Source organism: Lysinibacillus sp. SGAir0095, from assembly GCF_005491425.1.
Taxonomy (GTDB): domain Bacteria; phylum Bacillota; class Bacilli; order Bacillales_A; family Planococcaceae; genus Ureibacillus.
Genome location: NZ_CP028083.1, coordinates 654,583 through 667,056 on the forward strand (window position 1 = coordinate 654,583; position 12,474 = coordinate 667,056).

Below are 12,474 nucleotides of genomic sequence, written 5' to 3' on the forward strand. Positions count from 1 at the left end.
TATTATAGAATTTGAGATTGGAAATCAATTAGGAGCTATTAGATTTAGAAGGATTTACTTACTTTTTGTGGAAGTGTTAAATTGGGAGAAGTTTAAGTTCAAAAAAGAGGGAGTTTTATTTATGCAAACGTTTGATGCTTTGATTGTAAATAAAAAAGAAGAACAATTTTCTGTTGCTCTTCAACAGTTAACATTCGAGGATTTACCAGAGGGAGACGTACTGATTCGTGTCCAATATTCTGGAGTGAATTATAAGGATAGTCTAGCAACAATTCCAAATGGCAATATTGTGAAAAATTATCCTTTTGTACCTGGAATTGACTTAGCTGGAGTGGTTGTTTCGTCGGAAGACCCACGCTTCAAAGAAGGTGACGAGGTAATTGCAACGAGCTATGAAATTGGGGTTAGCCATTTTGGAGGATATAGTGAATATGCTCGAATCCCTGCTGAGTGGATTGTTCCGTTACCTAAAGGACTTTCGCTAAAAGAAGCAATGACAATTGGAACTGCTGGATTCACAGCTGCACTGTCTGTTTTACGACTTGAGGATAATGGTGTAAAACCTGAAAAGGGAAAAGTGGTAGTGGCAGGAGCGACTGGTGGGGTAGGTAGCTTTGCAGTCTCGATTCTTTCAAAATTAGGCTTTGAAGTGGAAGCAAGTACAGGGAAAGAGTCAGAAAAAGAATATTTATTAAATCTAGGAGCTACATCCATTGTTTCACGAGAAGAAGTTTATGATGGTAAAATTCGCGCTTTAGGAAAACAAAAGTGGGCTGCGGCAGTCGATCCGGTTGGAGGAGAGCCGCTTGCATCATTACTAAGCCAAATCCAATATGGCGGTTCAGTAGCAGTAAGTGGTTTAACGGCTGGAACGAATTTACCAACAACTGTGTTCCCATTTATTCTGCGAGGCGTGAATTTACTTGGAATTGATTCAGTATACTGTGATATGGAAACGCGTTTAAAGGTATGGAATCGTTTAGCAACAGACTTTAAACCAGAGAATTTAGATGACGTTATCCAACAAGAAGTTTCGTTAAATGAGCTTCCGGAAGTCCTGCCTACATTATTGAAAGGACAGGCCAGAGGAAGAATACTAGTCAAATTATAAGGGGTGTATGAAAATGGTCGTTTCACAAGAATTGTTGGAATTATATGGTGCAAAGGATGAAACAGCTTTTATTGAACAAATGCATTCAAAAACTGTCAACACACTTATTGAAGCCTTGGAGATTAAGTACGTCGAATTATCCTTGGACCGTGTTGTAATGACAATGCCTGTTGGACCGAAAACAAGGCAACCTGCTGGTATTCTGCATGGGGGTGCATCTGTTGCTTTAGCAGAAACGGCAGCAAGTGTCGCAACAGCTTTAAACGTAGACTTAACAAAATACAATCCAGTTGGACTGGAGATCAACGCAAACCATATCCGAAGTAAACAAGAAGGAACCGTTACCGCAATCGCAACGCCCTTACATAAAGGGCGTACAACCATGATTTGGGAGATTAAAATAGTTGACGAAGATGAAAAGTTAATTTGTGTCTCTCGCTGTACGATGGCGGTTATTGCTAAAAAATAATAAAGAAGTAGCTGACTGTTTTAAAATTCATTTTTAAAACAGTCTTTTTTATTGCAAATTTATTTAAAATTATATTGAATTTCTGTAAAAAAACATGGTACTCAATTATTTGTATATAAAATGAGAATAAGTTGATCTGAATCTAAATGGAAGGTGAGTTGTCATACACTCCATTCTCTAGTAGGATAAGACTGCTACTAGATTGATATTAGAAAGAAGGAAACAACATGGAGTTTTATTATGTGGTACTCCTTTTCATGCTTGGTTTTATTGGTTCATTTTTATCTGGAATGCTAGGTATCGGCGGTGCGATTGTTAAGTATCCTATGCTGCTGATGATCCCACCATTGTTTGGTTTTCAAGCTTTTACTGCCCATGAAGTATCAGGTATTAGTGCATTAGATGTATTATTTGTTTCCCTTGCAGGTGTACTCGGATATCGCGGTGGAAGCTATTTAAATAAATCTCTAATTATCGTGATGGGGAGCTCAGTATTAGTAGGATCCTTAATAGGCAGCTTTGATTCAGAGCTACTAACGGAAATTCAAGTGAATATAGTTTATGGTATTTTAGCTTTACTTGCTGCCATTATGATGTTCATTCCCAAAAAGCAAAACGATGAGTCTCATATAGAGCAAGTAAAATTTAATAAACCTCTTGCAGCAATTCTTGCGTTTTTTGTAGGAATCGGATCAGGAGTGGTTGGAGCTGGTGGGGGATTCTTGCTGATTCCCATCATGCTATTAATTCTTCGGATTCCAACAAGAATGGCCATCGCCTCAAGCTTAGCTATTACATTCATTTCTGCCGTTGCAGGGACAATAGGGAAAATATCAACCGGACAAGTGGAGTATTTGCCTACAATCATTATTATTAGCGCAGGTTTAATCGCAGCGCCGATTGGGGCAAAAATAAGCACAAAGCTCAACACCAAAGTATTAGAAAACATCCTAGCCATCCTTATACTAGGTACAGCAGTAAAAATCTGGATTGATATATTTTAGTAATGAATTTATGTGCTATATAAAATTAATAAGTCTGATAATCTTGCTAGAAAGTTTTGTGAATTTTTTACCAATTAATTATATATTCTATCTTCGCAGGATTTTTTGATATTCAATAGGGGTCATATTGGTAAACTTTTTAAAGGTTTTATAAAAATGAGAGGAATCATAATATAGGTTTTCGTTCAGGTGATTTTCGATATGGAAATCACCTTTTACAATGTCATTTACAATGTATTGGAAATTTACTAGCTGGAGAAATATCTTAGGTGCAATGCCAAGATCGTTTTGAAAAAGCATACGCAAATACCGTTCGGAATAACCAGAATACTGTTCTAAATCCTTCACATGTAAATTTCCGTGGTCCAATATTATTTTGTTGATACAGCTTGTAACTATTGGAGAACAATCTCCAATCTCAATGGAACTAGTTGTAAGAAAACACTCAAGCTGCTTGATATTCTCTTGTAGCGTAGAAGTTTTAAGTAATTCCTCATAGCAGGGGAGTAAGTAAGGTGCTACCTCAAACAAAGGTAATGCCTCTTCACTATTAATCTCTTTAAGAGTAGCCAGGAAGTTAAATAACTTTTGAAGAGGAAAGAGACGAATCCCAAAATAGGTAGAATCAGCGCAGAAGGATATAAATTTCCGTTTTTTTGGACTAGGAACAAGTAGGCAGTCAGAGGAATCTCCATCCAAATTAAATAACAAATCAATACATCCATCTGGTATTCCAGGGAGAACAACTCTTTTGCTCCCATTTACCACTGTTTTCAACTTATATACATAAGCAATAGAATGTTGATACCGAGGTGAAGTTTGTGAGATTTCTAATGATTGTACATTCATCTCATTCCATTCAGGTTGAAGTGGATTAAATAATTTTAATAGCTCCATATTTTCACCTCATTATTATAATTGTAATTTTTATCACACAATTCTTAATTGTTAGAAAATATAACATGTATTTCCGGTTTTTACAATGTTTAAAATTTTCTGTCATCTTATAATACAAATAGATGAAAGGAGATGTTACATATGGTGAAGATTGAGGAAAGTATTACAAAGGTAGCTCATCCATTGGCTCCACTTACGGAAGAGGAAATTCAAAGAGCTGTTGAGATTTTAAAGGCAGAAAAACAAATAAATGAACAGGTTCGTTTTCCGACAGTTACTTTAAATGAACCTAAAAAAGAAGTTGTCTTGAACTTTAAACAAGGTGATGCATTTGATCGTGAAGTGTTCTTTGTACTTCTAGATAATTCCGTTCCAACTACGTATGAAGCAGTTGTTTCTTTAACAACTTCTACTGTTGTTCGATTTGAAGAAATTCCAGATGTTCAGCCTGGCATAATGCTTGAAGAATTTTTAGAATGTGAAAATCTCGTAAAAAAACATCCTGTATTTATAGAGGCTCTTAAAAAACGTGGAATTGAAGACTCGGATCTTATCATGGTTGATCCATGGTCGGCAGGGTATTTTAATATTCCTGAAAATGAAGGGAAACGTTTGGCACGTGCCATTTGCTGGCAAAAGAAATTTGAAGATGATAATGGATATGCTTATCCTTTAACAGGGATTGTGGCATATGTGGATTTAAATAAGATGGAAGTGGATCGAATCGAAGACTTTGGCGTTCGTGAAATGCCGACACATGATGGGAACTACTATCCGGAAACAAGCGATTCAATTGAATTTCGCCAAGATTTAAAGCCATTGGAAATAATTCAGCCAGAAGGACCAAGCTTCACGGTTGAAGGAAACTTAATTAAATGGCAAAAATGGAGCTTCCGATATGGCTTTACCCCACGTGAAGGTCTTGTGCTTTATACCATAAATTATCACGATAAAGGCATAGAACGACCAATTTTATATCGTGGTGCACTATCTGAAATGGTTGTACCATATGGCGATGCATCGTTTGCTCATAATTCACAAAATGCCTTCGATGCAGGGGAATATGGAATGGGCCAATTAGCAAACTCACTGGAATTGGGCTGTGATTGTCTAGGGCATATTCATTATTTCGATGCGGTAATATCCGATAGTTCTGGTAATCCACGTACCATTAAAAATGCAATTTGCTTACATGAAGAAGATTATGGTATTGGTTGGAAGCATACAGATTGGCGCACAGATCATATGGAGGTGCGACGTTCTCGAAAACTAGTAATCTCATTCTTCTGTACAGTAGGGAACTATGATTATGGCTTCTATTGGAGCTTTTACCAAGATGGCACAATCGAGGTGGAAGTAAAGCTAACAGGGATGTTGAATACAGGTACATTTGATGAAGCAGGTAAATCAAAATACGGCACTGAAATCGCACCAGGATTAAATGCAGTTCATCATCAACATTTCTTTAACTTCCGACTTGATACGATGGTAGATGGTGTGAAAAACTCAGTAGTTGAAACCGAAACTTACGCTGAAGTAGAAGGACCGGAAAATCCTTATTCAAATGCCTTTTACCCAGTTTCAAGAACATTTAAAAGCGAGAAGGAAGCGACTCGTATTTTAGATATGCAAACACAACGTTCATGGAAAATCGTAAATAAGAATTCATTAAATTTTGTGGGTCAACCAGTGGGATACAAAATTATGCCTGGTGAAAACTGCTTACCATTTGCCCATGATAGTTCAAGTGTTATTAAACGAGCAGGCTTCATAAAAAATCATCTACATGTAACACAATTTGATGAAAATGAAATGTACGCTTCGGGTAAATATCCAAACCAGCACAAAGGTGGGGACGGTTTAACGAAATACATCCAACAAGATCGTGCGATAGATGATGAAGATATTGTTGTTTGGTATACAATGGGGCATCATCATCTTACTCGTCCAGAAGATTGGCCGGTGATGCCAACAGCTTATATTAATTTCCATCTAAAACCTGTAGGCTTCTTCGATCGAAACCCAGCATTAGATGTGCCGAGACCCACGAAGAAAAATGCTTGTAGTGTATCAAATACACAATCAACAAGTTGCCACTAAGTGAAAGTTGCAGAAACGCTGCCTCTAGCGTTTCTGCTTTTCGTTAATCCAAGAGTGGATTCGTGAACAGGAAAGAATGCCATTCAGCTTCGTTAACTGATTAAACACATTTGCTAGGAATTAAATGAAAAGGAGGAGATTAAAATGGTTGAATTGAAAAGAAAATTAGGCTTTTGGCAAGCTTATGCAACAGCTACAGGTTTAGTTGTTGCTGGTTCTACAATGGTATCTCTTGGGAATGGTTTTGGTTCAATTGGACCGGCATTTATTGTTGCGGCATTCATCGCAATGATTATTAGTATTATCATTGCATTGTCTTATGCTGAGCTGTCTTCCATCATGCCTGGTCCCGGAATGATAGGGGATTATACATTGGTTTCAATGGGAAGGTTTATGTCCATTGTTACGTTGCTTGCGGGGTATTTGGTTTTGGCTGCAACAGTTGGCCCTATGGAAACGATGACGGCTAGTATGGCCATTGAATACCTCATTCCCGGTGTTAATACGATGTTTATTGCAGTTGCCATTTTAGTCGCTTTCTTAGTAGTTAACGTTCTGGGAGTACAGATTTTCGGATCTGTTCAGCTGGGTATTGTCCTATTGTTAATGCTATCGACTGCTGTGATGGGTGTTTTAGGTTTATTTGATGTATTGACAGTGTCTACTTCAATAGTGCCCGAATTTAACCCGTTTGGCTGGTCTACGGTTATGCAAGCAATTGCATTAGGGCTGTGGTTATTTATTGGGATCGAATTCGTTATTCCTTTGGGTAATGAAGTGAAAAAACCTGAAAAAACCATTCCAAAAGCAATGATTTTTGGATTGATTACAATTTTTATTGTGGATATGTTATTTGGTTTTGCCTTAACAAGGCATCTTGATCTAGCAAGTCTAGCAGGTGCGGATACTCCTCAAATTGTGGGTGCTGCAGCGATGTTTGGAGATATAGGTGGAATTCTTATGGCCGCCATTACAGTCTTAGCAGCAACTAGTTCCATTAATGCGAATTTCGCAGCAGTCCCACGCATGTTTTATGGTCTAGCCCGTAAAGGACTATTGCCAAATGCGTTTAAGTACATCCATCCTAAATTCCGAACACCAGTATTTGGAATAGTGTTTGTCTTCTTATTATTTACACTCCCGTTATTTGTTCTAGAATCGAATATCAATGTCATTATGACACTCCTTTCTGCCGCTAGTGTAACCTGGTTTTTCTCATATATCGTAGCTCAAATTGATGTTTTAATATTACGCAAACGGTATCCAGAGATTACACGACCTTTTAAAGCACCATTTAGTCCAATTCTACAAATCATCGGAATTGCTTCTTGTGTGTATATGATGTGACGATTACACCAGATTGGTCTGCGAAGATGATGATTTATGGAATATCAGGTGGGATGATGCTCTTAATATGTCTGTATGCATTTACGTGGTTAAAATTTAAGAAGCTACCGATGTTTACACCTATTTCTCTAGAAGAGTTAAAAGTTGAAAAAGATATCGTGGATGAGGAGGAATCGCCAGAATTCACTCCAACTATGGAAGCAGTGGAAAAGTGGTGATGAAATGGGGAGAGTAGTAGGTGAGATTAAAGTAGAACGTTTTTTGGAAAATTTAATTCAACAGCTGCCTTACGAAATGAAAGGGAAGCAAGAATTTATGTATAGGTTCGAACAAAATAATTCAATGTGTTCAATTGGGTACGAAAAAAACAAAACATTCTTCTCAAAGGCCTACAATTTAACGGTGAAAATTGAGAAAGAAGTACAATCGGCGAATGCTGAGAAACAAGAAGTACGCTATTTATTTCATAGACAAAAATGGACTTCGAAAAAGGAAAGTCCGTTGCTTAAAATCGCCAATCGCCATTTTCGATGGAAGTGGAATGAAATCGATTTAGAGAAATTAACTATGGTTGAAGAGAAGCAAAAGCGTACCTTTAAAATGTCGATTCTACCAGGAAGCTATAATGTTTTGCTTTTTCCCCCACTTACACAAGGAATTGAATTGTATCCGAATGAGCTAAAATGTTTAGTGAATTGGATTGATGTCATTTCAAAGCAACTGGATGGACAATACTTGTAATTTGGAGGGATTTTTATGCTAGCGATCGTAAGCATATGCATTGTTTTAGTCTTTACAATAATAAGTGGAACACTATTTCGAAAACAATTCAAAGCCAATCATATATCAAGCTGTTTAGCCATGTTCGTCACAATGACGAAAAGCACCCTAGTAGGTATTTTAACAGCGATTTGGATTCCTGATATGGTCCTTTCAACAATTGTTTCAATCACCATAAGCTTTGGCTTAATTACTTTTATGACTTATAAACTGTCAATTAAGATTTTCGTTGAGAGCTTAAGTATGCTATTTATGGGAGCTATGATGGGCGTGATGCTGAGTTTAATGACAACGAGCTACGGTACGTTAAGTATCATGTTCTTTACTGTCATTTATATGATAAGTGTAATAGTAGCTGTTGGCTTATGGGAGATGAAAGAACATGCGACTATTTGGAATGCAATTCCCAAAAAGTTATCCCTTATAGCTACTGCAGCTGTCATTGCATTAGCAGCCTCTACTTTAGTCGGATCATTTGAAACTGAATCGAATGAAGTTGAAGTGGAGCATCATCATTAATAAATAAAACCAATTAGCGGCAATCTCTAATAAAAAAGGGATTGCTTCTTTTTTGTTGAACTATAATTTATGTAGTTTTTTTTAAAAGGATGAAAATCTTGTTAAGGTACAGCAGAGATTTACATTCGGATTATATACACACTAATTAGGGCTTTATTAAAATCAATAAAGATTAGAGGAGTTAAATAATGGTATTAGTTAGGGAGTATCCAGTACTAGAAACGGAAAGATTAATTCTAAGGGAAATTACAGAAAACGATGCAAATAGTATTTTCGAATATTTATCCGACCCAGAAGTCATGAAATACTATGGATTACAACCATTTGAGGCAGTGAAGGATGCTTTGGATGAAATCTCTTGGTACCAATCTATATTTAATGAGCAAACAGGAATCAGGTGGGGAATCACCTTAAAACATGAGGATAAAGTAATTGGCAGCTGTGGGTTTCTGAATACTGTTTCAAATCATTATCGTACCGACATTGGTTTTGAGTTAAGTAAGGAGTATTGGGGGCAAGGTATTGCAAGCGAGGCCATGAACGAAATTATTCAATATGCCTTTGAACAAACCGATATCCAGCGTATTCAAGCTTTAATTGAACCTCCTAACATCGCATCACAAAAAATGGTGGAAAGAGCAGGTTTCCTAAGAGAAGGACTGCTTAGAAAATACGAGTACACTTGTGGGAAATTTGATGACTTATATATGTACGGGTTGTTAAAAGAAGACTATGGGAAATTCCATAGGTAGAGTGACTGTCTAATTTATCTTTAACTAGAAACAGGTGGGAAAAAACAATTTGTTTTTCTCGACCTGTTTTTACTATTTATAAAACCGTCAATAGCGATTTTTCATTATGTGAGGGACCTTTCAAGCACTATTCCTATTGGACTATTTGAAAAGATAGGGCAATAGAATCGTTTCATAACAAAGGGTTTAGGGAATGTAAAAATTGGCATCTTTCATCCCTATAATTCTATGTTAAAATAATTGCTTGGAAAGGAAGTCATCATGAGAAATGCATATTTTGATAACGCAAAAGCAATATTAATTTACTTAGTGGTCTTAGGACATCTAATGTCAGGATATTTAATGGAAAACCAATATATCGATACATTATATTTAGTTATCTATCTATTTCATATGCCTGCATTTATTTTAATTTCTGGGCATTTTTCTAGAACGATTAAAAGTAAAAGCGATTTAATAAAATTAGGAAAAACCTTATTGCTGCCATATATCATATTTCAATTACTGTATACGTTATATTACAAAAATGTTTTTGGTGATAGTGTAGTATTTGAGATCTTCGAGCCTCGCTATGCTTTATGGTTTTTACTGAGTATGGCAATATGGAAGCTCCTTTTATGGGCTTTCGGTAGTCACAAGGGGATGGTGTTGCTTTCAATTGCTCTATCCTTGGTAGTCGGTTACATAAGCGAAGTGAATGAATGGCTATCTTTAGCGAGAACATTTTTCTTCTTTCCGTTCTTTTTACTTGGATATTACTTAAATCGAGAAAATTTCATGAAGCTGAAGAATACATGGAATATGGGGTTAGCAAGTATATTAGGAATTGGCCTCGTCGTATTTGTTTACGGCTTTGGCGATGTTCGATGGAAAGAATGGTTCTTCGGTAGAATTCCTTATGAGGATATTAGCTACGGAATTGTAGAAATAGGTGCGTTAAGCAGATTAGTAGTATATGCAGCTATGTTGATCGCAACCTATATTTTCTTATCGTTAGTTCCTAAAAATCAACAATGGTACACAGAGATTGGTGGCAAAACATTGGCTGTGTATCTATTACATCTATTTGTTATTAGGGCGTTTAAAGCAACTGCCATTTATGAGTGGATTGAAGAAACAGGTAACTATATGATGTTATTTGGTATCGCCTTTTTCGTTGTATATGTTTTATCGAGAAAGTGGGTTTGGAAGATTACTTCGCCATTAATTACAGGAAATATCATAAATTTACCAAAAAAATTCGTAACCAAAAATTCAGTTTAGAATTTGTTTATATGCAAAAGTGTTAGCCGACAAAGGTTAACGCTTTTTTGCTTTAAACAATCAATTTTTTATAGAAAATTGTAATAGTAAATTAGTAGGAAACATTCAAATTGAGAGGTAATTTAGGCAGTTGGCGAATATACTGGCTAATGGAGTGCTATTAGAAATAATGAAAACGAACAAAGCATTCTAGGTAGCTGTTTTGTTGATGTACTGAAGAGCACACAATAAAAAATGGTATTAACAAGGGGGAAAACAATGTTCTCAATTGGGGATAAAGTCTTTTATGGTGCACATGGCGTATGTATAATTCAAGATATACAAAAATTAACATTTTCGGGGCAACAAAAAAAATACTATATTTTGCATTCCTTCCATGATGTATCCATCAAGTTATATCATCCTGTCGAAGCGAAGGATTCAAAACTATCACCCATTACTTCAAAAGAGGCAGCTGAAGTTATCTTGGAAGCATTTAAAAATCCTCCAGATGTTTGGCATAGCCGTATGAACGAGCGGACTCAACACTACCAAAAAGTAATAGAATCAAAGGATCATATACAGATTGCCCAAATGATGAATACCATTTTAAGAAAAAAGTTTGAATTGGAAAAAGAGGATAAGACTCTGCCGAATCAGGATTTGCTAATGCTGCAGCAGATAACCTCGCTCTTTTCAGAGGAGTTGGCACTTAGTTTTAATTTAACGGCCAAACAAGTGATGGACAAGGTAGAGAAAATTATTTTAGAGAATTAGAATAAGATGAGCATTTCTTCGAGGAGAAGAAATGCTCATTTTTTAAATCGTTTTATAATGAAAGAGTCCATTTTTGTCGATTTCTAATTGAAGCTGGTTATTCACAACCAGCCTTATTCTACTAACTACAGCAACCTTTGTAGAAAAATACCAGTTTCGCCTTGCTGGACCGAGTAAGATATAAGCGTCATCCTTCGATTCTCCCATAAAATTTAAAGAAGTTTCATTTAGTTTTTCGTTATTGCGAACAGGGATTCCAAGAGTTATTAACATTTCGCCCACATGAATTAAATATTCAGTAGTTAAATTCATCTCACCAATATTTAGGATCTCATCAGCATTGAATTGATTTACATGAATTTTGGGGTTAAGAGAGTGACGAGCAATCAATTCAACAACATTTTCATCTGGATCATAAAAATACAAGGATTGTGCATTAATCCTTTCAAAATACACTTCATCCTGACCGTTATGTTTTAGCAAAGGTGTGTAAAGCTGAATCCATTCCTTGGCTTCTTTAAAAAGATTGCTTGGAATGTTGAATGCAAAATGATATTGTGTTTTTTCATCGGGGAGTGATAATTCAAATGCCAGTATGCTTTCGCCAATTTTAATCTCCAAAACTGTTGAAGATTTTTTTAACCTCTTAAATCCAAGTATCGTGCAATAAAAGTTTTCCATTCCCTCTAAGTCATGAGTATACAAAGTAACTTTGTTGATTTTCATGTGGATCACTCTCCAAAACTTATTTGGTATCACTATATCGCAACTATTAACTTTTGCACTTTGTACTAAAGTATGAAATTTGTAATATAAGACGCTTCTATAAAGAGTTGGCTATTTTTGTTAATTCAAGGGATAAAAAGTGTACAATAAAATAAAAAACTAATCATGAATAGGAGCCAAATACGATGAATCGATGTGACTGGGTATCAAAAGAGCCTTTATATATGGAATATCATGATAAAGAGTGGGGCGTACCCGTTTATGATGATAGGAAATTGTTTGAAATGCTTTGCTTGGAAGGAGCACAAGCGGGTTTAAGCTGGTGGACAATTTTACAAAAAAGAGAAAATTATCGAGTGGCATTTGATCAGTTTGATGCTGAAAAAATTGTGCAATATTCGGAAGAAAAATTACAGACACTAAAGGAAAATCCCGGAATTGTCCGCAATAAGTTAAAAATACAAAGTGTTGTAACAAATGCACAAAGCTTTTTACGCATTCAAAAGGAGTACGGATCATTCGCCAATTACATTTGGGGATTTGTAGACCATCAACCTATCATCAATGAATGGAGGTCCATCAAAGAAGTGCCTGTGACGACGGAAATCAGTGATGCAATGAGCAAAAAACTAAAAAAGGACGGCTTTAAATTTGTCGGAAGTACGATTTTGTACTCCTATATGCAAGCAGTTGGAATGGTGAATGACCACATCTTGGAATGCTTCTGTCACCCTTCTCATTCATAAACTA

At 36.1% G+C, this 12,474-nt stretch carries 14 protein-coding genes; 12 read left to right on the forward strand and 2 right to left on the reverse strand.

All coding sequences use genetic code 11. The annotated features are described in order from the left end of the window. The first annotated feature begins 121 nt into the window (after positions 1 to 121). From C1N55_RS03335 to C1N55_RS03345, 3 genes are all read left to right on the forward strand, one after another. Entirely contained in the window at positions 122 to 1,111 is a 990-nt protein-coding gene (locus tag C1N55_RS03335) for an NADPH:quinone oxidoreductase family protein (protein ID WP_137727491.1), read from the forward strand. A 79-nt stretch (positions 1,112 to 1,190) separates the two neighbouring features. Next, the gene (locus C1N55_RS03340) at positions 1,191 to 1,580 is read left to right on the forward strand and encodes a hotdog fold thioesterase (protein WP_137730519.1); all 390 of its coding nucleotides are present in this window, start codon (positions 1,191 to 1,193) and stop codon (positions 1,578 to 1,580) included. A gap of 227 nt (positions 1,581 to 1,807) precedes the next feature. Continuing rightward, on the forward strand, positions 1,808 to 2,584 hold the full coding sequence (locus C1N55_RS03345; protein WP_137727492.1) for a sulfite exporter TauE/SafE family protein: 777 nt from the start codon (positions 1,808 to 1,810) through the stop codon (positions 2,582 to 2,584). Between the two features lie 87 nt (positions 2,585 to 2,671). On the opposite strand, the gene C1N55_RS03350 is transcribed toward C1N55_RS03345, so the two are convergent. After that, positions 2,672 to 3,481 carry a helix-turn-helix domain-containing protein gene (locus C1N55_RS03350; protein ID WP_137727493.1) on the reverse strand — a complete coding sequence of 270 codons (810 nt, stop codon included), beginning with the start codon at positions 3,479 to 3,481 and terminating at the stop codon, positions 2,672 to 2,674. A gap of 141 nt (positions 3,482 to 3,622) precedes the next feature. On the opposite strand from C1N55_RS03350, the gene C1N55_RS03355 reads away from it, so the two are divergent. The 8 genes from C1N55_RS03355 (at position 3,623) to C1N55_RS03390 (ending at position 10,998) form a co-directional block, all read left to right on the forward strand. Continuing rightward, a complete protein-coding gene (locus C1N55_RS03355) occupies positions 3,623 to 5,581 on the forward strand; it encodes a primary-amine oxidase (RefSeq protein WP_137727494.1) in 1,959 nt (652 codons plus the stop codon). A gap of 144 nt (positions 5,582 to 5,725) precedes the next feature. Continuing rightward, on the forward strand, positions 5,726 to 6,928 hold the full coding sequence (locus C1N55_RS03360) for an APC family permease (RefSeq protein WP_137727495.1): 1,203 nt from the start codon (positions 5,726 to 5,728) through the stop codon (positions 6,926 to 6,928). Next, the gene (locus C1N55_RS03365; protein ID WP_137727496.1) at positions 6,925 to 7,146 is read left to right on the forward strand and encodes a hypothetical protein; all 222 of its coding nucleotides are present in this window, start codon (positions 6,925 to 6,927) and stop codon (positions 7,144 to 7,146) included. The genes C1N55_RS03360 and C1N55_RS03365 overlap by 4 nt, the downstream gene beginning before the upstream one ends. A gap of 4 nt (positions 7,147 to 7,150) precedes the next feature. Next, complete coding sequence (locus C1N55_RS03370) at positions 7,151 to 7,669, forward strand: DUF3156 family protein (protein WP_137727497.1); 519 nt, start codon at positions 7,151 to 7,153, stop codon at positions 7,667 to 7,669. 15 nt (positions 7,670 to 7,684) lie between these two features. Continuing rightward, positions 7,685 to 8,227: a hypothetical protein gene (locus tag C1N55_RS03375; protein ID WP_137727498.1), complete on the forward strand. Its 543-nt coding sequence runs from the start codon at positions 7,685 to 7,687 to the stop codon at positions 8,225 to 8,227. Positions 8,228 to 8,415: 188 nt separating this feature from the next. After that, the gene (locus tag C1N55_RS03380; protein WP_137727499.1) at positions 8,416 to 8,979 is read left to right on the forward strand and encodes a GNAT family N-acetyltransferase; all 564 of its coding nucleotides are present in this window, start codon (positions 8,416 to 8,418) and stop codon (positions 8,977 to 8,979) included. A gap of 261 nt (positions 8,980 to 9,240) precedes the next feature. Next, positions 9,241 to 10,242 carry an acyltransferase family protein gene (locus C1N55_RS03385; RefSeq protein ID WP_137727500.1) on the forward strand — a complete coding sequence of 334 codons (1,002 nt, stop codon included), beginning with the start codon at positions 9,241 to 9,243 and terminating at the stop codon, positions 10,240 to 10,242. Between the two features lie 258 nt (positions 10,243 to 10,500). Further along, positions 10,501 to 10,998, forward strand: coding sequence for a CarD family transcriptional regulator (locus C1N55_RS03390; RefSeq protein WP_168193796.1), 498 nt, complete (start codon positions 10,501 to 10,503; stop codon positions 10,996 to 10,998). A gap of 42 nt (positions 10,999 to 11,040) precedes the next feature. Here C1N55_RS03390 and C1N55_RS03395 read toward each other — a convergent pair whose 3' ends face one another. Then, positions 11,041 to 11,724, reverse strand: coding sequence for a VOC family protein (locus C1N55_RS03395; protein ID WP_137727502.1), 684 nt, complete (start codon positions 11,722 to 11,724; stop codon positions 11,041 to 11,043). Positions 11,725 to 11,909: 185 nt separating this feature from the next. On the opposite strand from C1N55_RS03395, the gene C1N55_RS03400 reads away from it, so the two are divergent. After that, entirely contained in the window at positions 11,910 to 12,470 is a 561-nt protein-coding gene (locus C1N55_RS03400) for a DNA-3-methyladenine glycosylase I (RefSeq protein ID WP_137727503.1), read from the forward strand. Positions 12,471 to 12,474 lie beyond the last annotated feature (4 nt).